This window comes from Guyparkeria hydrothermalis, from assembly GCF_023555385.1.
In the GTDB taxonomy this organism is placed as follows: domain Bacteria; phylum Pseudomonadota; class Gammaproteobacteria; order Halothiobacillales; family Halothiobacillaceae; genus Guyparkeria; species Guyparkeria hydrothermalis_A.
In genome coordinates, this window is record NZ_JAJSED010000001.1 from 2,026,538 (window position 1) to 2,048,673 (window position 22,136).

The following is a 22,136-nucleotide window of genomic DNA, read 5'->3' on the forward strand; positions in this document are numbered from 1 at the left end:
GCTCTGGACGGGGATGCGGCCGGTGAGTATGGCAAAGCTTTTCGCGATTGCCCGTGCCGCGCTGACGGCATTGGTCCTGCTGTCACTGGCCCCGTCTGCCGCCGCGGCATCCGAGAAGCCACCGGTGGTGCTGGTGGCCCCGCTCGCCGACGGTGTAGAACCGCGCCCGCCGCTGGTGGGCAGCGTGGTTGCCGAGACGAATGCCGCCATCGGTTTCCAGGCGGCGGGACGCATCAGCGAGCGGTTGGTGCGGCGTGGCGAACGGGTCGAGCAGGATCAGCCGCTCGCCCGGCTGGACGAGCGCGACCTGACCGCACGGGTCGACTCGGCGCGTGCCGCACTTGAGCAGGCGCGAGCCGACGCCCGCCTCGCCGAGCAAGAGCTCGAACGCATCCGCAAGCTGTTCGAGCAGAAGGTCGCCAGTCGTCAGTCCCTCGATCAGGCCGAGTCCCGGGCCCAGGCAACCCGCTCGCGGGTGGCCAGCGCTGAGGCGCAACTGACCGAGGCCAGGAATGCGTTGGACTATGCCTCGCTGGCCGCGCCCTTCGACGGGGTAGTCACAGGCCTTAGTGCCGACGTCGGTGACGTGGTCGCCGCCGGCCAACCGGTGATCCGCCTAGCGGCCAATGAGGGCCGTCTGGTCGAGGTGGCCGTGCCCGAGCGCCGCCGTGCCGATCTCGCCGAGCAGGCGCAGGCAAGGCTGGAGGCCGACGGCACGACCGTCGAGACGACGCTCGACACGATCAGCGGCGCGGCAGACCCGGTCAGCCGCAGCTATGCTGCCCGTTACCGGCTACCGGAGCCGGCCGCGGACATGACACCGTGGTCGCTCGGCCAGACCGCCATTCTCTCGTTCGCCGAGGAAGGGGCGCGTCACCAGCGCGTGCCGGTCGGGGCGGTCTTTGGTCGCGACGACCAGCCGCGGGTGTTCCGCGTGGTCGACGCGCGGTTGGAGGCCGTGGCCGTGACGGTGCGCCGCATCGAGGTCGACCATGCCTTGATCGACTCCGAGTTGCCGGCCGGCACGCTGGTGGTGATCGCCGGGGTCAATCGCCTCCATGACGGCCAGGCCGTCCGTGTGCGCCGTGGCGATGAGGTCGCCGCCGGCGCCGGGGGTAGTGCTCCTTGAGCGAACCGGCTGTCAGTCGCTTCAATCTCTCCGCGCTGGCGGTCCGCGAGCGCTCGGTCACCCTCTACCTGATCCTGCTGGTGGCCCTCGCCGGCCTTTACGCCTTCGTCTCCCTGGGGCGGGCCGAGGACCCGGCGTTCACCCTCAAGGTGATGCTCGCCGAGGCGCATTGGCCCGGGGCGACTGCGCGCGAGATGCAGGAGCAGGTGGGCGAACCGCTTGAGGTGGCGCTCGACAACGTGCCCTATTTCGACTTCGTCGAGACCATCGCGCGGCCGGGCTCGATCTATCTCAGGATCAACTTCGAGGAGTCCACCCCGCCCGAGGCGGTCGACAACGCCTTCTATCAGGTGCGCAAGCACCTCTCGGATGTCGAGCCGCAACTGCCGCCCGGGGTGGCCGGCCCGTATTTCAACGACGACTTCTCCGACGTCTACTTCACGCTCTACGCCCTGACCGCGCCGGGAGCGGACCAGCGCAGCCTGGTGCGGGCGGCCGAGACGCTGCGGCGCGAGGCCCTGCGGGTCGAGGGCGTCGACAAGGCGCACCTGATCGGCGAGCAGGACGACCGGGTCGAGGTGCGGCTCGACACCGCGCGCATCCAGTCGATGGGCCTGTCCACCGAGGCGGTTGCCGCGGCCATCGCCGGCCAGAACCGCATGACTGGTGCCGGCCTGATCGAGACCGAAGGCCCGCGCCTCTATCTGCGTGTCGGGCCGGGGTTCGATGCCGAGGGGGCGGCGACGATCAAGCGCATCGCCGCCACGCCCCTGAATATCGACGGCCGGGTGCTGCGCCTCTCGGATATCGCCGACATCTCGCGGCGGCTGGCCGACCCGCCGGGCTTCGTGGTGGAGAACAACGGCGAGCGGGCACTGATGGTCGGCGTGATCATGGCCGAGAACATCAACGGCCTGAAGCTCGGCGAGCGGCTGGCGGCCTTCGAGGAGCGGGTCGCTGCCGACCTGCCGGTCGGGGTGGAGCTGGAGAAGGTCACCAACCAGGCCGACGCGATTTCTCTGGCGGTCGACACCTTCCAGATCAAGTTCCTGCTCGCCCTGGGCGTGGTCATGCTGGTGGGGTTTCTTGCCCTGGGTCTGCGTGCCGGGCTGGTGGTGGCCTTTGCCGTGCCGCTGACCCTGGCGATGACCTTCGTCGTCATGCAGATCACCGGCAAGAACCTCGACCGGATCACGCTGGGTGCACTGATCCTGTCGCTGGGTCTGCTGGTCGATGACGCCATCATCGCCATCGAGATGATGCTGGTGAAGCTCGAGGAGGGCGCCGAGCGGACCGTGGCCGCCGCGCATGCCTGGACGGTCACCGCCATGCCGATGCTGGTGGGCACGCTGGTGACCGTGGTCGGTTTCGTGCCAATCGGCTTCGCCCAGTCGAACGTCGGCGAGTACGCCGGCAACATCTTCTGGATCCTGGGGATCTCGCTGATCGCCTCCTGGTTTGTCGCGGTGGTGTTCACCCCCTATCTGGGCGTGAAGCTCTTGCCGCGCATCGAGCCCTCATCCCCCGACAATATGTACAACAGCCGCAGCTACCGGGCGCTGCGCGGCGTAATCACCGCCTGCGTGGCGCACCGCTGGTGGGTGGTCGGGGCCACCCTGATCCTGTTCGTCGCCTCCGCGGTGCTGATGGGCCAGGGCGTGGCCAAGCAGTTCTTCCCCAGCTCCGATCGCCCCGAGCTGCTGATCGACATCCAGTTACCCGAGGGCAGCTCGGTCGAGGCGACCCAAGCGGTGGCCGAGCGGGTGGCCGCGGCAATCGAGGACGACCCGGCGCTCGAGTCGCTTTCCACCTACATCGGTCGTGGAGCGCCGCGCTTCTTCCTCGCGCTCAATCCGGAGCTGCCCGACCCGGCCTTCGCCAAGATCATCGCCGTCACCCACGATGCGAAGGCACGTCAGGCCCTGCGCGAGCGGATGGAGTCGATGATCAGTGAGGGCGCCTTTCCCGAGGCGCGCGTGCGCCCGCACCCGCTGCTCTACGGCCCGCCGGTGGTCTGGCCGGTGCAGTTCCGGGTCATGGGCCCGGAGGTCAGCCAGCTGACGGCCATCGGTGAACAGGTGCGCGAGATCATGGCGGGGAACCCGCACCTGGTCGATCCGCACCTCGAGTGGGGGCGACAGGTGCCGGCGCTGCGCCTCGCGCTCGATCCGGGACGGCTGGCCGCGCTGGGCGTGACGCCGGTCGAGGTCCAGTCGCAGCTGGCCGAACTGATAAACGGCCGTGCCGCGACCCAGCTACGCGAGGGTATCCGCGGCGTGGACGTGATCGTGCGCGCCGAGCCGGGCGTGGCCCGCGACCCGGCCCAGCTCGCCCGCCTGCCGATTCGTATCGTCGAGGGGCGGACCGTGCCGCTCGAGCAACTGGGCGAGATCGCGGTCGAGAACGAGCTGCCGGTATTCAAGCGGCGCAACCAGACCCCGTATCTCAACGTGAACGCCGAGATCCGCGGTGCCCAGCCGCCGGATGCCACCTTCGCCAGCTGGGACGACCTCGCCGAGTTGAGGGCCTCGCTGCCTGCCGGCTACCGGCTCGAGATCGGCGGCACGGTGGAGCAGTCGGCCAAGGCGCAGGACTCGCTGAAGGTAGTCATGCCGCTGATGGTGGTACTGATGCTCACCCTGCTGATGTTCAACATGCGTTCGTTCCCCGGGTTGTTCATGGTGCTGCTGACCGCACCGCTGGGCCTGATCGGGGCGGCCGGTGCGCTGGCACTGTTCAACCAGCCGTTCGGCTTCGTCGCGCTGCTGGGCCTGATCGGTCTGGCCGGGATACTGATGCGCAATACCCTGATCCTGGTGGGGCAGATCGACGAGAACCGCCGTGCCGGCGACGATCGCCACACCGCGGTGATCGAGGCGACCATCCGTCGCGCACGACCGGTCGTGCTCACGGCGCTGGCCGCCGTGCTGGCCTTCGTGCCGCTGACGGCCAGCACCTTCTGGGGGCCGCTGGCGGTCACACTGATCGGCGGGATTGCCGCCGGCACGGTGCTCACCATCGTGTTCCTGCCGGCCATGTATGCCCTGTGGTTCCGGGTGAGGCCGCCGCATGAAACCGCCTGAATGCATATTCGGATGTAGGTGTTATCGAACCGTTGTCATATCGTCACAAACCTGTCACAAAGGATCACCAGACTGCGTTCCTGCAATCACGTTGTACTGAACATCAACCGAGGTTTTCCTGATGAAACGTTTTGCCGTAACCAGTATTGGTCTGGCCACCGCGATGGTCGCGACCATGGGCACCGCTCAGGCGCGTGACCAGGTCCGCATCGTCGGTTCCTCCACCGTCTTCCCGTTCGCCAGCTACGTCGCCGAGGAGCTGGGCGCGACCACCAAGTGGCCGACCCCGGTGATCGAGTCGACCGGTTCGGGTGGCGGCATGAAGCTGTTCTGCGAAGGCAACGGCATGGACACCCCGGACATCACCAACGCCTCGCGTCGGATGAAGACCTCAGAGTTCGAGCGCTGCCAGGAAAACGGCGTTACCGACATCACCGAGGCCATGGTCGGCTACGACGGCATCGCGTTCGCCCAGAGCAACACCAACGACGCGGTCAGCGTGACCCGCGAGCAGATTGCCCTGGCGCTGCTGGAGAAGGTGCCGCAGGACGGCGAGCTGGTTAAGAACCCGTACAAGAAGTGGAGCGAGATCGATTCTTCCCTTCCGGACCGCGAGATCCGCGTCTACGGTCCGCCGACCACTTCCGGCACCCGTGACGCCTTCGAGGAGCTGGTGCTCGAGGCCGTGACCGAGGAGATGGACGCCTTTGGTGGCGAGGGCTACACAAACATCCGCAAGGATGGTGCTTACATCGACGCCGGTGAGAACGACAACCTGATCGTCCAGAAGCTGCAGAACGACACCGATGCCTTCGGCATCTTCGGCTACTCCTTCCTCGAAGAGAACGCCGGCAAGCTGTCCGGCGCGAGCATCGACGGCGTCAAGCCGGAGCCGGAAGCGATCGGTTCGGGTGAGTACCCGGTTTCTCGCTCGCTGTGGTTCTACATCAAGAACAGCCACGCCGAGGACGTCCCGGCCATGGGCGACTACGTCGAGCTCTTCATGAGCGACAAGATGATCAGCGATCTGGGCTACCTCAAGGGTATCGGCCTGATCCCGATGCCGCAGGACCTGCTCAAGGAGTGGCAGACCAATGTGGCCGATCGCAAGCAGCTCGAACTGTCCGATCTGAAGTAAGCGCCAACGGCGCACTCCCAGGGACGGGAAAGGCCGGCGGGCGTGGCTCGCCGGCCTTCTCTTGTCGCAAGCGTTTGGTTGAATTCATGCCGAATGCTTGCAACAGGAGTCAGGTTGCCAATAATGGGCCGCTTTGACGGCCTTAACGGGCCGACCCGAGGCCTTGGCCGGCACAGCCGCCCGATGGATGCCGACACCGTGATCCAAGACGGAATAGCGCAGACATGCAGACCGACCACATATTGATGACGTTCTTCGCCGGGGTGCTGCTCCTCGGGGCGCTGGGGTTCTACCTCGGGCGAGCCAAGGCAACGCGGACGCGCGCAGGCGGGGTGCACATGCATTCCCAGCCGGATCAGTACGCGTGGTTCGCGGTGCTCAGTTCGGCCGGCCCCGCCGTGGTCGTCGCCTTCCTGGCCGCGATCGTGCTGGGCGTATTCGAGAACGTCTTCCCCAGCTGGCTGGCGGTTGTCGGCGCCCTGGGGTTGGGCGCTTTCGGCCTGTTTGTCGGCCTGAACCGCATCCGCCCCGAGCTGCGCGCCCGCGATTCGCTTGAGCGGTCGGTGCGGTGGACGCTGCTGGCAGCGGCCTCCGTCTCGGTCCTGACCACCTTCGGTATCCTGTTCTCCATCCTGTTCGAGGCGATCCGCTTCTTCCAGATGGAGAGCTTCTGGTACTTCATCACCGGGACCAACTGGGCCCCGGGCGACTCGTTCCTCGAGGCCGCCGGCCGGGCCGAGGGCGGCGAAGGGCCATCCGGCAACTTCGGCGCACTGCCGCTGTTCGCTGGCACCTTCATGATCACCGCGATCGCCATGCTGGTGGCCGTCCCCATCGGCGTCTCCGCGGCGATCTACATGTCCGAGTACGCGCCCAATTCGGTACGCACGGTCGCCAAGCCCGTGCTCGAGGTGCTGGCGGGCATTCCGACGGTTGTCTACGGCTTCTTCGCCGCGATCACCGTCGCGCCGCTGATCGTCACGGCAGCCGGTTCGGTTGGCCTGGACGCCTCGTTCAACAACGCCCTCGCCCCCGGGATCGTGATGGGCATCATGATCATCCCGTTCATTTCCTCGCTCTCGGACGACGTGATCAGCTCGGTGCCCACGGCGATGCGCCAGGGCTCACTGGCACTGGGCACCACGCGCAACGAGACCATCCGCCACGTGGTGCTGCCCGCGGCACTGCCGGGGATCATCTCGGCGACGCTGCTGGGCGTCTCGCGCGCCCTGGGCGAGACCATGATCGTGGTGATGGCAGCCGGCATGCGGCCGAACCTCACCGCGAATCCTCTCGAGGACATGACGACGGTGACCGTCAGCATCGTCTCCGCACTCACGGGTGACAACGAGTTCGAGTCGGCCGCGACGCTGTCGGCATTCGCGCTGGGGCTGATGCTGTTCGTGGTCACGCTGGTGCTCAACTTCGTCTCGGTGTTGATGATCCGTCGCTTCCGTCGGAAGTACGCGGTCAACAACCTGTAAACAGTCCAATCGGAAGCTTCCTGTCATGGCCCAGTCCCTGGACGACATCTCCCGTCAGCTGAAAAAGCGCCACCGCAAGTCGGCACGCATGAAGTGGCTGTCGATGGCGGCGCTGCTTGCCGCAGGCGCCTTCCTGGTGCTGTTTCTCATCGACATGCTGGTCAAGGGGCTGCCGGCCTTCCAGCAGGCCTACATCCAGGTGGAGATCGACTACAGCGAGCGGGCCAGCGAGTTGCCGCTGGCGGCGGTGGAGGCCGATGTGCGCGAGCTGGTCAGCCGCGGTTATCTGCGCCTGATCCCCAATCGCATGAAAGAGAACCCCGACCTGCTTGGCACCAAGCGCATGGAGTGGGTGCTGGCCGACGACGCGGTCGACCAGCATCTGAAGGGGCGTGACACCCGCCTGCGCGACAAGCAGAAGGCGGTGATCGATCGGCTGGTCGAGGCGGGCAACGCCGAACTGCGCTTCAACACCGGCTTCTTCACCAACGGCGACTCCAAGCTGCCGGAGATGGCAGGCCTGGCCTCGGCGGCCGTGGGGTCGGTGCTGGTACTGATCGTCACCCTGGCCTTCGCCTTCCCGGTGGGCGTGATGACGGCGGTCTACCTCGAGGAGTTCGCGCCGGACAATCGCTTCACGCGCTTTCTAGAGATCAACATCAACAACCTCGCCGCGATCCCGTCGATCCTGTTTGGTCTGCTGGGTCTGGCCATATTCATCAACTTCTTCGGCGCACCGCGCTCCTCGGCGCTGGCCGGCGGTCTGACGCTGGGTCTGATGACGCTGCCGATCATCATCATTACCTCGCGTGCCGCCCTGCGCGCCGTACCCGACTCGATCCGCCAGGCGGCCTTCGGCGTCGGGGCGACCCGCTGGCAGACCGTGCGTGATCACGTGTTGCCGCTGTCGATGCCGGGTATCCTGACCGGCTCGATCATCGGCTTGGCGCAGGCGCTGGGCGAGACCGCGCCGCTGATCATCATCGGCATGATCGCCTACATCCCGGACGCCCCGGGCAGTTTCACCCAGGCGGCCACCGTGCTACCGGCACAGATCTTCACCTGGGCGGGTATGCCGGAGTCGGCCTACGTCGAGCGTACCGCTGCCGGTATCATCGTGCTGCTGTCCGTGCTGATCACGCTGAATGCGACCGCGGTCTATCTGCGCAAGAAATTCGAGCACCGCTGGTAAGCCCGGCGGGCCAGACAGCCTTTTCCACCGAACGCCACATAACGAACAGGTACGGCGAGCATGACAACCAAACTCGCGGCTTCACCGGGCGCCCCGGTCAACTTCAACCAGCAGACGACCCACGATCTGGCGCTGACCGTTCGGGATCTCAAGCTCTGGTACGGCGAGAAGCAGGCGCTGCACGGCATCGACCTGGACGTCTACCAGAACAACATCACGGCCCTGATCGGCCCGTCCGGCTGTGGCAAGTCGACCTTCCTGCGCTGCATGAACCGCATGAATGACCTGATCCCCACGGTGCGCACCGAGGGTGAGGTCATGATGGAAGGAAGGAACGTGCTTTCCCGCCAGGTCGACGAGGTCGCCCTGCGCAAGAAGGTCGGCATGGTGTTCCAGAAGCCGAACCCGTTCCCGAAGAGCATCTACGAGAACGTCGCCTACGCGCCGCGCATGCACGACCTGGTGAGCAAGGGCGCGGAGCAGGACGAACTGGTGGAGCAGTCGCTGCGTTCGGCCGGCCTGTGGGACGAGGTCAAGGATCAGCTCGACAAGCCGGGGACATCGCTTTCCGGCGGTCAGCAGCAGCGCCTGTGCATCGCCCGGGCGATCGCCGTGCAGCCGAGCGTGATCCTGATGGATGAGCCGACCTCCGCGCTCGACCCGATCTCCACGGCGACCGTCGAGGAGCTGATGTACGACCTCAAGCGCGAGTACACCATCGTCGTGGTCACCCACAACATGCAGCAGGCCGCGCGGATTGCCGATTACACTGCCTTCTTCCACCTGGGCAACGTGATCGAGTACAACGACACCGCGACCATGTTCTCCACGCCGGAGCACAAGAAGACCGAGGACTACATCACCGGTCGCTACGGCTGATCGCCGCATCATCGGTCCGCCCGCCCCGATCGGGCGGGCACAAAAAAGCCCCGCGACGAAACGCGGGGCTTTTTCGTGTCCGGGGTCCCGGAAGGCGCTTAGCCTTCCTTGTGGTAGTCCCAGATGCGCTGGACTTCGTTCTTGGAGCCCAGGATGACCGGTACGCGCTGGTGCAGCTTTTCCGGGTCGATGGTCATGATCCGGTCCGGGCCGGTGATCGACAGGCCGCCGGCCTGCTCGACGATCATGGACATCGGGTTCGCCTCGTACATCAGGCGCAGCTTGCCGCCGCGCTCGCGGTGCTTGCTGTCGATCGGGTACATGAACACGCCGCCACGAACCAGGATGCGGTGCACTTCGGCGACCATCGAGGCAACCCAGCGCATGTTGAAGTCCTTGTCGCGCTCGCCTTCCTTGCCGGCGAGGCACTCGTCGACGTAGCGCTTGACCGGGGCATCCCAGAAACGCATGTTCGACATGTTGATGGCGAACTCGGCGGTGTCTTCCGGGATGGTCATGTTCGGATGGGTCAGCTTGAACTCGCCGACCGAGCGATCCAGCGTGAAGCCGTCGACGCCGTCACCGATGGTCAGGACCAGGATGGTGGACGGGCCGTAGGTCACGTAACCGGCGGCGACCTGCTCGGTGCCCGGCTGCATGAAGTCTTCCTCGGTCGGGTTCTCCTTGCCGGTGGGGGCCTTGAGGACCGAGAAGATGGTGCCGACGGTTACGTTGACGTCGATGTTCGACGAGCCGTCCAGCGGATCGTAGGTGCACAGGTACGGGCCGCGGTGCTTGCCGGCCGGCAGGTCGTAGACCTCGTCCATTTCCTCGGAGGCGAGGCCGGCAGTGTGGCCGCCCTCGGTGAGGATGTCGGTGAACTCGTCGTTCGAGATGATATCGAGCTTCTTCTGGGTCTCGCCCTGAACGTTCTCGGTCTCTGCAGAGCCCAGCAGGCCGATGAGGTTGCCGCGGCCGACCTGGTCGGCAATCAGCTTGCAGCCGGAGGCAACGTCGTTGATCAGGCCGACGAAGTCGGCGTCGACGCGGCCCTGGCGCTGGTGCTCGGCCAGGTACTGCGAAAGTCGCTTGGCATCAGACATGGAAAAGTCCTCTGTGTCAGTCGAATGGGTAAACGAAAAATCGGGGACAGGAAGTCTTTGAATGCGCTAGGGAAGGTCTGCTCGATTCGATAGTGCCTCTGCGGGCCGCCAAGGGCCCAGTTGCAAGGCGCAGTTCGCCGTGAATGACGCTACCTTCACAAGAACTGCAACGCCGCAAATGGGTCCTTGGCGGCCCGCCCGAATGGGGCTGGCGGGTTTGCCCGCACTCGGCGTTGCCGCACCTCGCCGGGCAATGAGCCCGACGTCGGCACGGCGCCTTGATTGCGCACAAACCCGCCAGCCAGAGGCGCCATCGAATCGAGCAGACCTTCCCGACATTCAGAGCCGCCCTGTCCGGCAATCCGGTGTTCAGCGGCCGCCTATGGTAACCGATCGCCCGCGGCAACCGAACCGGAGCGCGTCCGGCCCGCCCCGGCGCCATCCGCGATGGCTGCAGGGTGGGGGGAAGTTGGGTATCCTTACGAACGCCCCGGCTCGGGTGACAAGCGCGCCCGGGCGAAATCCATGGATTCGGAGTCATTGGTCTTGGACGATCAGGACATCAAAATTATCCGCGCGCCGCGTGCCATCCAGCGCGCGCTCGCCAGCCTGTTCGAGTCGCGCGCCCATGCGTGGCTGATCCCCGATGACGACCCGGATTTCCAGGGGCAGGTCCAGGTGGTCGGCAACGACGTCGATACGGGGCGCCTGGTCTTCGACTGCCCGGACCCGGTGGTGTTGCGTCACGTGCGTGCCGCAGGCGAGGTGCGGGTCCAGGCAGTCATCGACGGTCTGTTGAGCTGGTTCTACACTAGCGACGTCAAGGCCGATCGCGATGGCGACGACTGCTATCTCGGCATCGGCTACCCGGAGAAGATGAAGCGCCTGCAGCGCCGCTCCGCCTTCCGCATCGACCTGCCGCCTGACGTGCCCGGCACGCTTGCCTTCTGTCTTCCCGAGCGCCGCGAGGTGGCCTCCGGCGAGGTGGTCAATATCTCGGCGACCGGCTGCGCGGTGAGCTTCACTCAGAAGAACGACCCGCGTTTTGCCCTCGGTGACGAGGTCAATGCCGCGCGCCTGAAGGTGGGCGAGCAGATCGATGCCCGTCTGGAATTCGTCGTCCGTAACCGGCGCCCGGGCGTGGGCAGCAGCGTTGTCTATGGTCTCGAGTTCAACGCCCTGCCGCCGCTCGAGAGTCAGGCGATCGATCGGGCCGTGATGCGCCTGCAGCGGCTGCGGCTCACTCGCGGCTGACGATCGGGTGCGTTGCCTCAGGTCCGCAGCAGGCCGTTGTCCCCGGTCCCGAAGGGGTTGGGCACGTAGCCGTCGGCGGCCTCGTCGTTATCCCAGTGCTCGTCGTCCACCAGGTAGCGGAACGCGTATTCGCCGGAGACCGGCAGGTTCAGCGTCACCCGATAACTGCCGTCGCGCTGGCGCTTGAGGGGCAGGGCATCCTTGCCCCAGTCGTTGAAATCACCTCGGAGCTCGACGCGGTGCCTCGCCTCGTCGCCCGGTCGATAGGTGAAGGTGACGCGGCATTCGGGCCGCACCTTGAGCGCCTTTTTCGTGATCGACATGCCAGAACCCTCTCGTGAGTTGAACACGCAAAGCCGGTCGGGCGCCTCGGTGCCGCCCGCTTGCCAAAGACCATTTAGGCCATGGCGGGCCCCGTGGCAACCCCGGTCAATGCCTGTTTACGGAAAGGTTCTTACGATCGTGTGACGACGCCCGTGATCCGGCCGGTTCAGCGGGGCAGGTTCTTCTCCAGCACGCGCATCAGCCGGCCCTCGCTCACCAGTCCGGCAGTCACGAAGGCGAGCAGCAGCAGGACGAGCAGGCCGACGGCGAGGAACAGCATCGGCGCGGTGACGGCGAGCAGGGCCTGGGTGGCCGAGTCGAGGTTGCCGCTCTGCATCAGTTCGAGCACGTGCAGCGGGTTGACCAGGATCGGCTGGTGGAAGAACGCCCAGCTGTAGAAGCCGACGGTTACCGCGGCAAGCAGCAGGGCGATGGCCGGCCAGACGCGGATCAGGCGGCGTCGACGGGAGATGATCTGGCGCATTTCGCTCCGAGGCGTGGTTTTCCCGCGCTTGTCGTTCGCCATGACTTAGCCTCCGGTAACCGGGGGGAAGAAGGCGACCTCGTCACCATCCGAGAGGGGGTGGTCGAGATCGACGTGCTCGTGGTTGACGGCGGCCAGCGTATTGCCGGGACGCTCGATGTCTGTGACCTGTTGCCAGGCCTCGGCCACGGTCGCCGGCGTCTGGTCGAGTCGGGTCTCGTCGAAGCCGATGCGTTCGCGCAGGCTGGCAAACAGGCGGACGGTAATGCTCATGGTGTTCGTATCGCTTGCGGTGTATGTCGGCGGTGGCTCGGGGTTCGGGCCGCAGCGCCGCGCCCGGGGAAAACGCCCGGTCTGACTGGATATATTGTCTGCTAAAGTCTGTTTCAATCCTAGTCCGGATTGGCTAGCCCGGGCGGCGCGACGCGTCGCCCGGCGTCCGCCGTTCCGATCATCGATTTTCGAGGACCTCGCCGCATGAAATGGATTAAGCGACTCGGCCTGCTTTTCGTCGCGCTCGTCATGGTTGCCATCCTGGCTGCCACCGCGTTCGTACTCACCTTCGACCCGAACGACTACAAGCCGCAGATCGCCGCGCAGGTCGAGGAGCAGACCGGTCGGAGCATCCAGTTCAACGGCGACCTGTCGGTGACGGTCTTCCCGTGGCTCGGCGCGGCCACCGAGGACGTGGTGCTTGCCAATGCCGACGGATTCGAACCCGAGGCCATGATCACGGTCGAGCGCCTCGAGGCCCAGGCCGCCTTGCTGCCGCTGCTGCGCGGCGAGTTCGAGATCGGCACGCTCCTCCTGGAAGGCGCGCGCATCAATCTGGCCCGCCACGAGGACGGCACCACCAACTGGGATGACCTGGTCGCCCGCCAGTCTGCCGATGCGGCCGGAGCAGGCGAGCCCGATACCGTCGAACCGCAGGACGGCCAGGGGCCGGCCATGCGGCTGACGGTCGGTGGCGTGGAAATTACCGACGCCACCGTGCACTGGCGCGACGAGCTGGCCGGTCAGGAAATCACCGTCGAAGGGCTCGACCTGACCACCGGCGAGCTGGCCGACGGCGAGCCCACCGACGTCGAGCTGGTGTCCGACTTCCGCGTCGTCCTGCCCGACACGCCGCCGCTTTCAGGCAGCCTTGATCTGACCACCGAGGCTCAGGTCTGGTTCGATCGCCAGGATGTGATTCTCGAGGATGTGGTCTTCAACCTGATCGCGATCCGCGAGGACAAGGCTGACTCCACCCTGCCCGAGCGCGTCGAGGTGATGCTGGAGCTCGACAAGGCCGACCTGCGGTTGGCCAAGTCGCAGGCCCGCCTCGACGGGGTCGTGCTTGACCTCAAGGGCAAGGCCGTCGGTCCGCTGAGTTATCTCGAGAGCCGGCTCAAGACCGTGGTCGAGGCCGACTGGGCGGCCGGTCGCTACGAGCTGCCGGGCCTGACCCTGAGTGCCGACATCCGAGGACTGCCTGAGGTCGACGACACGGTCAGCGTGTCGAGCAACGCGAACGTCAGCGCCGACCTGGCCGCCGGCACCGCCACCATCGACGACTTCGTGCTTGCCTCCGACCCGGTCCGGGGCTCGGCGCAGATCGAGGTCAGCGGGCTGGAATCGGGTGAAATCGTCGCCAGCGGTCCGGTGAAGATTGCCGCCTTCGATCCGCACGAACTCGCCGACCAGCTGGGCGTGACCCTGCCCGCCATGCGTGGCGACGATGCGTTGCGTGAATTCGCATTGGACGGGCAGCTCGACGTCACGCCGACTCGGGCGATGTTCGACAAGCTCAAGATCTCGCTCGACGGGCGCGATCTGACCGGGCGGGCCGGCATCGACGACCTCGAGAGCGGCCGGCTGTTCGCGCGCCTCGAGGGCGGCGAGTTCGATCTCAACCCGTATCTCGCACCGAAACCCGACGGGGACAAGAGCGAGGAGAAGAAGAAAGCCGCTGGAGGTGGAGGTGCCGGCGGGTCGTCCGCGGCCGGCTCGGCGGAGATCGATCTGCCGACCGAGACCCTGCGCGGGCTCAACCTCGACGCCCGACTGGCGCTGGCCAGCCTGCGCTACGAGGAGTACCTGCTGAAGAAGCCCGTCGTGCACCTTACCGCGGCCGGCGGCCGGATCCGGCTGGCCGAGCTGGCAGCGAATGCCTTCGATGGCCAGATCAACGGCAGCGGCTCGCTCGACGTCCGCGGCGAGGTGCCGAGCTACGCCGGCAAGGGTCGCGTCCAGGGCGTGTCGCTGCAGCCGCTGCTGATGGCCCTGATGGACGAGGATCGCCTGATTGGCAAGGGCGATATCGCCTTCGACGTGGCCACGCAGGGCAAGCGGGTCGACCAGCTCAAGTCGGGGCTCGACGGTAACGCCGAGATGGCCCTGCGCGACGGCAAGATCAAGGGCTTCGATATCGGCTACCAGCTGCGTCGCGCCCAGGCGAAGATCGACGGCCGTACCGAGCCGGAGCCGGAGGAGAAGTCGACCGACTTCACCGCGATTACCGGTACAGCCAACATCCGCAACGGCGTGGTGCGCAACGACGATCTGGCCGGTGCCTCGCCGCTGCTGCGCGTCGCCGGCAAGGGCGAGGTGGACCTGCCGCGTGACCAGATCGACTATCGCCTGACTGCCACCGTGGTCAATACGGCCACCGGTCAGGGCGGCAAGGACCTCGAGCGGCTCAAGCAGGTGCCGGTGCCGATCCGCATCAAGGGGGCGCTCGCCGACCCGTCGATCACGCTCGATCTCGAGTCGCTGGCCAAGGGCGCGGCCAAGAGCAAGGTCAAGGAGCGCGTCGACGAGGAGCTCGACAAGCGGCTTGGCGACGATGCCGCGCCGGTCAAGGAACTGCTCAAGGGGTTGGGGCTGTGATGCCCGGCGCCCGTCACGTCACTCGGCCCCTCGGCGGGTCGTGACGGCCCCCTTCGCCGAACGGCTGCTGGCCTGGTTCGACCACCACGGCCGTCACGACCTGCCGTGGCAGCATCCGCGTACGCCCTACCGGGTGTGGCTCTCGGAGATCATGCTGCAGCAGACCCAGGTGGCCACGGTCATCCCGTACTTCGAGCGCTTCCTCGAGCGCTTTCCCGACCTCGATGCCCTGGCCGCCGCCGAGACCGACGAGGTACTGGCGCTGTGGTCGGGGCTGGGCTACTACGCCCGGGCCCGGAACCTGCACCGTGCGGCACAACAGATGGTCGATGCGGGCGTTCCCGCGACCGTCGAGGGCTGGGCGGAGTTGCCGGGCGTGGGGCCGTCGACCGCCGCGGCGATCGTCGCCCAAGCGTTCGATGAGCGCGCGGTGATCCTCGACGGCAACGTCAAGCGCGTGCTGGCCCGCCATGCCGCGGTGGACACACCCCAGGAAGCGGCCGCCACCCAGCGAGAGCTCTGGGCGCTGGCCGAGGCATGCACCCCGGCCGATCGCGCCGCCGACTACACCCAGGCGATCATGGATCTGGGCGCGACCGTCTGCCGTCGCGGCACGCCCCGTTGCGAGCAGTGCCCGGTCGCGGATGACTGCCGGGCTCGCATCGAGGGGCGGACCGCCGAGCTGCCGGTGCGTCGCAGGCGCAAGGCCCGCCCTGTGCGCGAACGTGTGCTGCTGTGGCTGGAGGACGGCGAGGGGCGGCTGTTCCTGGAAAAGCGCCCGCCGAGCGGTATCTGGGGCGGACTCGCCAGCCTGCCTGTGAGCAAGACCTCGGATGGTGCCGACTCGCGGCTGGCGGAGCTCGGCATGCAGCGCAGCGGCGACTGGCACTCGCTTGGGCAGGTACGCCACGCCTTCAGTCATTTCGAGCTGGCCGCCGAGGTGCAGGGCGCAGCGGTCAGTCACGCGGCCGTGGCCGAGTTGCCCGGTGAGTGGCATGCGATCGAGCGGCTGGTCGATGAGCCGCCAGTGGGGCTGCCGGCACCGGTGCAGCGGCTGATCCGCGAGCGCGGCGCGCCGGCCTTCGCCTGAGGGCGTCCGCGGGGGCGGCACGGCGCTGTTATCATCCCGGTCACATTTCGAATCGACGCGCCAACGAGGTTTTCATGAGCGAACGCACCGTTTTCTGCCAGCGCCTGCAGTGCGAGGCCGAGGCCTTGCCGAAGCCGCCGTATCCGGGCGAGCTGGGCGAGCGCATCTACAACAACATCTCCAAGGCGGCCTGGCAGCAGTGGCTGTCGCACCAGACCATGCTGATCAACGAGTACCGCCTGACGCCGATCGACCCCAAGGCGCGCGAATTTCTGGTCCGCGAGATGGAGCGCTTCCTTTTCGAGGGCAAGGATGAGAAGCCGGAGGACTACGTCCCGCCGAGCGAGAGCGAGTAAGCCGGCATATCCGGGCGAACCTCGCCCGAGCGGCCATCCCGTCGGGACGGCTTCAGTCGGTGGTCAACTCGCGCGTGGCGCCGAGGAAATCGTCCAGCGCGACGAACGGCGCGGTATCCATCGGCTCGCCTTGGCTGTTGGGTCGCGTGATCGCCCGCAGGTGGCGGATGCCGAAATCTTCGGCAGCGGCCAGCGCGACGAGATTGTCGTCGACCAGCAGGGTGCGGTCGGGATCGAAGTGCAGCTGCCGGTCGAGTTGTTCCCAGAAGCGGGGGGATTCCTTGGCCGCGCCGATTTCGTGGGCGTTGAAGATGCGGTCGAGTCGCCGGGGCAGGTCGACGTGCTCGAACTTGAGATCCACGCTCGCCGGATGGGCGTTGGTCACCAGCACGCGCTGCTTGCCGGCCGCGCCCAGGCGTTCGAGGAAGTCCGGTACGCCGTGGCGGTAGCAGATGTGCTGGGCCAGCTCGCGCTTGAGGGCGACCAGATCCAGCTCGTCACGGCAGTCGGGCGCCAGCGCCCGGTGCCAGTCGTCAAGGCAATACCAGGCGAGTTGCCCCTTGAGGCCTTCGAAACGTGCCTCGAGCCGGGCTCGCGCTTCGTCCGTCGACAGTCCGCTAAGCTCGACATAGCGCTGCGGGAAGTGCTCCTTCCAGAAGCGGGTGTCGAAGTTCAGATCGAGCAGGGTGCCATCCATGTCCAAGAGGACGGTGTCGATCTCGCCCCACGGCAGGGCGAGGGGTGCTGGGGAGTCGGCCCGGGGTGTTTCGCTCATGGGTATCGGCACGGAATATTGAATGGGGTCGGCCGGCTCACGACCGGCCCCGGAGTCTACCAAGAGAGACCATCGAGCCGGAGTGACGGTTCCGGTGATGGAGGAGAACGAGGATGGCTGAATCGACGGTCCGCATCGAGCTCAACGGCGAGCCGCGCGACGTGCCCGAGGGCACCACGCTTGAGGCGCTGGTGACGATCGCCGGTACCCGCGGCAAACGCTACGCGATCGAGCTCAACGGCGAGATCTGCCCGCGCGCCGAGCACGCGAGTCAGGTGGTTGCCGACGGCGACCGGGTCGAGATCGTGCAGGCGATCGGCGGGGGCTGAACGTGAATCCGCTGCGCCGGCTGACGATCGCGCTGCTCCTGGCGCTGCCGTGGGTAGTCGCCCAGGCCGGTTCCGTGGCCGCGCCCGGTCAGGCGGCCATCGCCACCGCTCATCCGGCAGCCACCGCGGCCGGTCGCGAGGTGCTCGAGTCTGGCGGCAATGCCTTCGACGCGGCGGTCGCCATCACCGCCGCGCTCGCGGTGGTCGAGCCCTACAGCTCCGGGCTGGGTGGGGGCGGTTTCTACCTGCTCCACGAGGCAGAAAGCGGCCGCGACGTGATGCTCGATGCCCGCGAGCGCGCCCCGGGGGAGGCGAGTCGCGACATGTATCTCGATGCCGACGGCAACCCGCAGCCGAAGCTCTCGGTGGACGGGGCACTCGCCGCCGGCATCCCCGGCATCCCCGCCGCGCTCGATCACCTCGCCGGCGGCTATGGCCAGTTGCCGCTTGCCACCAGCCTCGATCCGGCCATTCGTGCTGCCCGCGAGGGCTTCGCGGTCACGCCCATGTACCGCGATCTCGCCGGCTTTCGTCAGGAGGTGCTGGCCGCCGACCCGGTCAGCCGCGAAGTCTTCCTCGATGACGGCGACGTGCCGGCAATCGGCCACGTGATCCGCCAACCGGCGCTGGCCGAGACCCTCGGACGCATTGCCGCCGAGGGTCGCGACGGTTTCTACCGTGGCGAACTCGCCGGCCGGCTGGCCGACGGGGTGCGCGAGGCCGGCGGCATCTGGTCCCGCTCGGATCTCGCCGACTACCGCGTGGTCGAGCGCGAGCCGGTGGTCAGCGGCTTTCGCGGCTTCGAGGTCGTCTCCGCCGCGCCGCCGTCCTCCGGCGGGGTGGCGATTGCCGAGATCCTCAACACCTACGGCTGGCTCGAGCGTCGTGCCGGCTCTCTCGACGATGCCTCCGTGCTCGGCCTGCACTACCGCATCGAGGCCATGCGGCGTGCCTACCGCGATCGGGCTGAGTACCTGGGCGACCCGGATTTCGTCGACGTGCCGGTCGCGCGGCTGACCAGCCCGGATTACGCTGCCGGGCTGGCGGTGGGCATCTCGCCGACCGACGCCACGCGCTCCTCGATGCTCGCGCCGGTGGTCACCGAACCCGAGGGGCCACACACCACCCATTTCTCGGTGTTGGATGCGCAGGGCAACTACGTCGCCGCGACGCTCTCGATCAACTACCCCTTCGGTGCGGCGGTGACCGTGCCCGGTACCGGCGTGCTGCTCAACGACGAGATGGACGACTTCTCGCAGAAGCCCGGCGTGCCGAACGTCTACGGTCTGATCGGCGCGGAGGCCAACGCGGTCCAGCCGGGCAAGCGGCCGCTGTCGAGCATGTCGCCGACCTTCGTGCGCAACGACGAACTGGTCGGGGTGTTGGGCACGCCGGGCGGCTCGCGCATCATCACCATGGTCCTCGGCGGGGTGCTGGCGGCCACGCGCGGCGAGCCGGTGGCCGACTGGGTCGCCGAGCCGCGCATCCACCACCAGTACCTGCCCGACCGGGTCGAGGTCGAGCCCGAGCGATTGAGCGAGGAGCAACGCGCCGAGCTCGAGTTGATGGGCCATCGCATCGAGACCAATGACGGCTTCGGCAACATGCAGGCGGTCGCCTGGTGGCGGGACGAGGGCCGGCTCGAGGCGGCTAGCGATCCGCGCGGCGAGGGCGAAGCGGCGGTGTTCGCCACGGAGGCCCCATGAGCGCCTTGTCCGGCGAGCGGCGTTTCGTTCGCGGTTGCTTCCGCCGCGCAAGCGGCCCGAATGGTGCCGGCTCACTGTTCGGCGTGCCCGCTGCGGTGCGCCGGCTGGCGGCGACGTCGGGATCGTTCACCCGTGCCCTGCATCGGCAGACTGGCCACCCCGTGATCGTCCGCCCACTCCTGGAAGGCTGGGGCGCGTTCGAGGCCGATAGCTGGCCCGTCCCGCGAGCCACCCGCGTCTGGCAACGGCTCGTGCGCCTGGAGAGCGGCGATGCCCGGATCGAGGCGATGACCGAGGTGGCCGGGGTCAACGGCCCCATCCCGCCGAAGCTGCATCGTGCGATCGCCGGGCTGGGCGATGTTCCCCTCATGGAAGTGCTCGCCCGCCAGTCGCGCTGCCGCCGGCTGAGCTTTCGGGTCCGCCGCGAGGGAAACCTGATCACCCGCGAGACCGTCTACCGTATCCATCTGGCCCGGGTGCGGGTCACCGAGTGGTTCGACATCGACCTGCGTTGAGGTCAGGTCGGTCATCCGCACACGAAAAAGCCGCGCCCGGTATCGCTCCGGAGCGCGGCTTTTCTGCGTTCGGCCGGCGATGCGGCTTTAGCCGAATTCCATGCTGCGGGTGTTGCCGCCCAGCTCGCCCAGGGTCTTCTTGACTTGCTGGGTGAACGCCGGCGGGCCGCAGACGTAGAACTCCTCGTTGAGATCGCGTACGTGCTCGTGCAGGTAGGCCTCGTCGACGTGGCCGAAGTGGGTGCACAGCGGCGAGCTCTCGCGGGTGCAGACGAAGTGGGCGTTCTCGCCGAAGGCTGCCTCCAGTTCGCGCTGCTGGATGATGTCGTCGGCGGTCTTGTTGGAGTAGATCAGCTTCTGGTTCGCCAGCTCGCCGCGGTCGGCCAGATCGCGGATGATGGCGAGGAACGGCGTGATGCCGGCACCGGCGGCGATGAACCAGCCCGAGCCCTCGTAGGTGAAGCTGTCGAACGGCTCGGAGAGGAGCAGCTTCTGCCCCGGCTGCGACTTGCCCAGCGTCTGCGTCATGCCGTCGTGATCGCCGTAGCTCTTGATCATCAGTTCCAGTACGCGATCGTCGACCCGGTTGGTGAGCGTGAACGGCCGGGCCTGGTCGCGCCACTTCGGCTCGTCGATGGCCATCTCGATCGCCTGTCCGGGCGTGAACGAGAAGCCCTCGGGCTTGGCCAGGATGTAGCGCTGAACATCGTGGGTGACGAATTCGCGCAGCAGCAATTCGGTCTGGAACATAGTGGTATCGGGAATGCTTTCAGCTGGAAATGAGACGCGATTCTAGCTGATTTGAGCGTCCCCCGCCGCGCCACCGCGTATTCGAGAGCGTCGTCGCGGGCGCGATCGCCACGCCTTCTCCTTAAAAAATCGGGCGAAATCCGGTACATTGAGCGCCAGTTTCCGCGCGTGTGCCCGTGACACCGGTCCCGAATTCGGCGATCGGCCCGGCCGCTGCGCAACCGAATTTTCCCAAGTATCCGAGGACCGCGAGATGAGCGACTACATCATTGCCCCGAGTATCCTGTCGGCCGACTTTGCCCGCCTGGGCGAGGAAGTGGACAACGTCCTGAAGTCCGGCGCCGACTGGGTGCACTTCGACGTGATGGACAACCACTACGTGCCGAACCTGACCATCGGCCCGCTGGTCTGCGACGCGCTGCGCAAGCACGGCGTCACCGCCCCGATCGACGTCCACCTGATGGTCAAGCCGGTCGATCGCATCATCCCGGACTTCGCCAAGGCCGGTGCGACCTCGATCACCTTCCACCCGGAAGCCTCCGAGCACGTCGACCGCAGCCTGCAGCTGATCCGCGACCAGGGCTGCCAGTCCGGCCTGGTATTCAACCCGGCCACTCCGCTGGACGTGCTCGAGTGGGTGATCGACAAGGTCGACATCGTCCTGCTGATGTCGGTCAACCCGGGCTTCGGCGGCCAGAAGTTCATCCCGGCGACCCTCGAGAAGGCCCGCCAGGCGCGCGAGATCATCGACCGCTCCGGCCGTGACATCCGCCTCGAGATCGACGGTGGCGTCAACGCCGACAACATCGGCGAGATCGCCGCGGCCGGCGTCGACACCTTCGTCTCCGGCTCCGCGCTGTTCGGCAAGGGTCAGGATTCCGACCCGAACCGCTACGACAGCATCGTCAAGGCGATGCGCGACGAGCTGGCCAAGGTCAAATAATGGCCCGGTTCACGCCGCGCATGGTGCTGTTCGATCTGGACGGCACCCTGGTCGATTCGGTTCCGGACCTGCACGTGGCGGTCAACGCCATGCAGGCCGAGCTCGGCAACCCCGAGCGGACCGATGCCGACGTGCGCACCTGGGTGGGCAACGGCATCGAGCGACTGGTCGAGCGCGCGCTCACCAACGACCTCGACGGCAAGCCCGACCCGGCCGACTTCGACAAGGCCCTGCCTGTATTCAAGCGGGCCTACGCCGAGAGCAACGGCAAGCACTCCAAGCTGTTCGACGGCGTGACCCAGGGGCTGGACTTTGTCCGGTCGCTGGGCCTGTCGATGGGCTGCGTGACCAACAAGGCCTCGGCTTTCACCCTGCCGCTTCTCGAGCAGACCGGGCTGAAGGACTACTTCGAGGTCATCATCAGCGGCGACACCCTGCCGCTGAAGAAACCGGACCCGGCGCCGCTGATCTACTCGGCGGGCTGGTTCCACGTGCATCCCTCCGAGGCGCTGATGATCGGCGACTCGATTTCCGACGTGAAGGCCGCGCGCGCCGCGGGCTTCTCGATCGTCTGCATGAGCTACGGCTACAACCACGGCAAGGACATCCGGGACTACGACCCGGACGCCGTGATTGATTCGATGACCGAGCTTGCGGGGCTCGTCGGCAGGTAAGCATGATGGGGGCAACAGGGACGTTCCGATGGCGGCGACGATGGCGTAGCTAACGCC

Annotated in this window: 21 protein-coding genes; 15 read left to right on the plus strand and 6 right to left on the minus strand. The window is 67.0% G+C overall.

Going from position 1 to position 22,136, the window contains the following annotated elements:
• Nucleotides 1-28 precede the first annotated feature (28 nt).
• The 6 genes from LV476_RS09465 (at nt 29) to pstB (ending at nt 8,905) form a co-directional block, all read left to right on the plus strand.
• Nucleotides 29-1,129: an efflux RND transporter periplasmic adaptor subunit gene (locus tag LV476_RS09465; RefSeq protein WP_250075536.1), complete on the plus strand. Its 1,101-nt coding sequence runs from the start codon at nt 29-31 to the stop codon at nt 1,127-1,129.
• Entirely contained in the window at nt 1,126-4,212 is a 3,087-nt protein-coding gene (locus tag LV476_RS09470; RefSeq protein ID WP_250075538.1) for an efflux RND transporter permease subunit, read from the plus strand. The genes LV476_RS09465 and LV476_RS09470 overlap by 4 nt, the downstream gene beginning before the upstream one ends.
• Before the next feature lie 121 nt (nt 4,213-4,333).
• Nucleotides 4,334-5,350 carry a PstS family phosphate ABC transporter substrate-binding protein gene (locus LV476_RS09475; protein ID WP_250075540.1) on the plus strand — a complete coding sequence of 339 codons (1,017 nt, stop codon included), beginning with the start codon at nt 4,334-4,336 and terminating at the stop codon, nt 5,348-5,350.
• A 224-nt stretch (nt 5,351-5,574) separates the two neighbouring features.
• The gene (pstC, locus tag LV476_RS09480) at nt 5,575-6,834 is read left to right on the plus strand and encodes a phosphate ABC transporter permease subunit PstC (RefSeq protein WP_250075543.1); all 1,260 of its coding nucleotides are present in this window, start codon (nt 5,575-5,577) and stop codon (nt 6,832-6,834) included.
• Between the two features lie 25 nt (nt 6,835-6,859).
• The gene (pstA, locus tag LV476_RS09485) at nt 6,860-8,026 is read left to right on the plus strand and encodes a phosphate ABC transporter permease PstA (protein ID WP_250075545.1); all 1,167 of its coding nucleotides are present in this window, start codon (nt 6,860-6,862) and stop codon (nt 8,024-8,026) included.
• A 60-nt stretch (nt 8,027-8,086) separates the two neighbouring features.
• The gene (pstB, locus tag LV476_RS09490) at nt 8,087-8,905 is read left to right on the plus strand and encodes a phosphate ABC transporter ATP-binding protein PstB (protein ID WP_250075547.1); all 819 of its coding nucleotides are present in this window, start codon (nt 8,087-8,089) and stop codon (nt 8,903-8,905) included.
• Between the two features lie 98 nt (nt 8,906-9,003).
• On the opposite strand, the gene LV476_RS09495 is transcribed toward pstB, so the two are convergent.
• Entirely contained in the window at nt 9,004-10,008 is a 1,005-nt protein-coding gene (locus LV476_RS09495) for a class 1 fructose-bisphosphatase (protein WP_250075549.1), read from the minus strand.
• Between the two features lie 525 nt (nt 10,009-10,533).
• Here LV476_RS09495 and LV476_RS09500 point away from each other — a divergent pair.
• A complete protein-coding gene (locus LV476_RS09500; protein ID WP_250075552.1) occupies nt 10,534-11,262 on the plus strand; it encodes a flagellar brake protein in 729 nt (242 codons plus the stop codon).
• A gap of 17 nt (nt 11,263-11,279) precedes the next feature.
• On the opposite strand, the gene LV476_RS09505 is transcribed toward LV476_RS09500, so the two are convergent.
• The 3 genes from LV476_RS09505 to LV476_RS09515 all read right to left on the minus strand — a co-directional run bounded on the left by LV476_RS09505 (nt 11,280) and on the right by LV476_RS09515 (nt 12,343).
• Nucleotides 11,280-11,585, minus strand: coding sequence for an isoamylase early set domain-containing protein (locus LV476_RS09505; protein WP_250075554.1), 306 nt, complete (start codon nt 11,583-11,585; stop codon nt 11,280-11,282).
• A 167-nt stretch (nt 11,586-11,752) separates the two neighbouring features.
• Entirely contained in the window at nt 11,753-12,112 is a 360-nt protein-coding gene (locus LV476_RS09510) for a hypothetical protein (protein ID WP_250075556.1), read from the minus strand.
• Nucleotides 12,113-12,115: 3 nt separating this feature from the next.
• Nucleotides 12,116-12,343 carry a MoaD/ThiS family protein gene (locus LV476_RS09515; protein ID WP_250075558.1) on the minus strand — a complete coding sequence of 76 codons (228 nt, stop codon included), beginning with the start codon at nt 12,341-12,343 and terminating at the stop codon, nt 12,116-12,118.
• A gap of 204 nt (nt 12,344-12,547) precedes the next feature.
• Between LV476_RS09515 and LV476_RS09520 the strand changes: the two genes are divergently transcribed.
• The 3 genes from LV476_RS09520 (at nt 12,548) to LV476_RS09530 (ending at nt 16,387) form a co-directional block, all read left to right on the plus strand.
• Entirely contained in the window at nt 12,548-14,941 is a 2,394-nt protein-coding gene (locus LV476_RS09520; protein ID WP_250075560.1) for an AsmA family protein, read from the plus strand.
• A 40-nt stretch (nt 14,942-14,981) separates the two neighbouring features.
• Entirely contained in the window at nt 14,982-16,031 is a 1,050-nt protein-coding gene (gene mutY / locus LV476_RS09525) for an A/G-specific adenine glycosylase (protein ID WP_250075562.1), read from the plus strand.
• A 74-nt stretch (nt 16,032-16,105) separates the two neighbouring features.
• A complete protein-coding gene (locus LV476_RS09530) occupies nt 16,106-16,387 on the plus strand; it encodes an oxidative damage protection protein (protein WP_250075564.1) in 282 nt (93 codons plus the stop codon).
• Between the two features lie 52 nt (nt 16,388-16,439).
• On the opposite strand, the gene LV476_RS09535 is transcribed toward LV476_RS09530, so the two are convergent.
• Complete coding sequence (locus tag LV476_RS09535; protein ID WP_250075566.1) at nt 16,440-17,162, minus strand: HAD-IA family hydrolase; 723 nt, start codon at nt 17,160-17,162, stop codon at nt 16,440-16,442.
• 113 nt (nt 17,163-17,275) lie between these two features.
• Between LV476_RS09535 and thiS the strand changes: the two genes are divergently transcribed.
• Genes thiS through LV476_RS09550 form a run of 3 tightly spaced genes read left to right on the plus strand, consistent with a single transcriptional unit; the run spans nt 17,276 to nt 19,712 of the window.
• Nucleotides 17,276-17,491, plus strand: a complete 216-nt coding sequence (gene thiS, locus LV476_RS09540; protein ID WP_250075568.1) for a sulfur carrier protein ThiS — start codon at nt 17,276-17,278, stop codon at nt 17,489-17,491.
• Nucleotides 17,492-17,493: 2 nt separating this feature from the next.
• Nucleotides 17,494-19,197, plus strand: coding sequence for a gamma-glutamyltransferase (gene ggt, locus LV476_RS09545; protein WP_434062823.1), 1,704 nt, complete (start codon nt 17,494-17,496; stop codon nt 19,195-19,197).
• On the plus strand, nt 19,194-19,712 hold the full coding sequence (locus LV476_RS09550) for a chorismate--pyruvate lyase family protein (RefSeq protein ID WP_250075570.1): 519 nt from the start codon (nt 19,194-19,196) through the stop codon (nt 19,710-19,712). The genes ggt and LV476_RS09550 overlap by 4 nt, the downstream gene beginning before the upstream one ends.
• An 87-nt stretch (nt 19,713-19,799) precedes the next feature.
• Here the strand turns inward: LV476_RS09550 and LV476_RS09555 are convergent, their stop codons facing one another.
• The gene (locus tag LV476_RS09555) at nt 19,800-20,462 is read right to left on the minus strand and encodes an FAD-binding oxidoreductase (protein WP_250075572.1); all 663 of its coding nucleotides are present in this window, start codon (nt 20,460-20,462) and stop codon (nt 19,800-19,802) included.
• 253 nt (nt 20,463-20,715) lie between these two features.
• Here LV476_RS09555 and rpe point away from each other — a divergent pair, with 253 nt between their 5' ends.
• Both rpe and LV476_RS09565 read left to right on the plus strand, forming a co-directional pair.
• On the plus strand, nt 20,716-21,405 hold the full coding sequence (gene rpe / locus LV476_RS09560; RefSeq protein ID WP_250075574.1) for a ribulose-phosphate 3-epimerase: 690 nt from the start codon (nt 20,716-20,718) through the stop codon (nt 21,403-21,405).
• On the plus strand, nt 21,405-22,079 hold the full coding sequence (locus LV476_RS09565) for a phosphoglycolate phosphatase (protein WP_250075577.1): 675 nt from the start codon (nt 21,405-21,407) through the stop codon (nt 22,077-22,079). Before rpe ends, LV476_RS09565 begins: the two co-directional genes overlap by 1 nt.
• The last annotated feature ends 57 nt before the right edge of the window (nt 22,080-22,136 follow it).

Bases quoted from the DNA above. Each gene is read 5' to 3' on its own strand.
- LV476_RS09520 (WP_250075560.1), top strand. From the start codon at position 12,548: ATGAAATGGATTAAGCGACTCGGCCTGCTTTTCGTCGCGCTCGTCATG.
- LV476_RS09530 (WP_250075564.1), top strand. From the start codon at position 16,106: ATGAGCGAACGCACCGTTTTCTGCCAGCGCCTGCAGTGCGAGGCCGAG.
- LV476_RS09565 (WP_250075577.1), top strand. From the start codon at position 21,405: ATGGCCCGGTTCACGCCGCGCATGGTGCTGTTCGATCTGGACGGCACC.
- LV476_RS09495 (WP_250075549.1), bottom strand. From the start codon at position 10,008: ATGTCTGATGCCAAGCGACTTTCGCAGTACCTGGCCGAGCACCAGCGC.
- pstC (WP_250075543.1), top strand. From the start codon at position 5,575: ATGCAGACCGACCACATATTGATGACGTTCTTCGCCGGGGTGCTGCTC.
- LV476_RS09465 (WP_250075536.1), top strand. From the start codon at position 29: ATGGCAAAGCTTTTCGCGATTGCCCGTGCCGCGCTGACGGCATTGGTC.
- rpe (WP_250075574.1), top strand. From the start codon at position 20,716: ATGAGCGACTACATCATTGCCCCGAGTATCCTGTCGGCCGACTTTGCC.
- LV476_RS09535 (WP_250075566.1), bottom strand. From the start codon at position 17,162: ATGAGCGAAACACCCCGGGCCGACTCCCCAGCACCCCTCGCCCTGCCG.
- thiS (WP_250075568.1), top strand. From the start codon at position 17,276: ATGGCTGAATCGACGGTCCGCATCGAGCTCAACGGCGAGCCGCGCGAC.
- pstB (WP_250075547.1), top strand. From the start codon at position 8,087: ATGACAACCAAACTCGCGGCTTCACCGGGCGCCCCGGTCAACTTCAAC.
- pstA (WP_250075545.1), top strand. From the start codon at position 6,860: ATGGCCCAGTCCCTGGACGACATCTCCCGTCAGCTGAAAAAGCGCCAC.
- LV476_RS09500 (WP_250075552.1), top strand. From the start codon at position 10,534: ATGGATTCGGAGTCATTGGTCTTGGACGATCAGGACATCAAAATTATC.
- LV476_RS09550 (WP_250075570.1), top strand. From the start codon at position 19,194: ATGAGCGCCTTGTCCGGCGAGCGGCGTTTCGTTCGCGGTTGCTTCCGC.
- LV476_RS09515 (WP_250075558.1), bottom strand. From the start codon at position 12,343: ATGAGCATTACCGTCCGCCTGTTTGCCAGCCTGCGCGAACGCATCGGC.
- LV476_RS09555 (WP_250075572.1), bottom strand. From the start codon at position 20,462: ATGTTCCAGACCGAATTGCTGCTGCGCGAATTCGTCACCCACGATGTT.
- LV476_RS09510 (WP_250075556.1), bottom strand. From the start codon at position 12,112: ATGGCGAACGACAAGCGCGGGAAAACCACGCCTCGGAGCGAAATGCGC.
- LV476_RS09475 (WP_250075540.1), top strand. From the start codon at position 4,334: ATGAAACGTTTTGCCGTAACCAGTATTGGTCTGGCCACCGCGATGGTC.
- LV476_RS09505 (WP_250075554.1), bottom strand. From the start codon at position 11,585: ATGTCGATCACGAAAAAGGCGCTCAAGGTGCGGCCCGAATGCCGCGTC.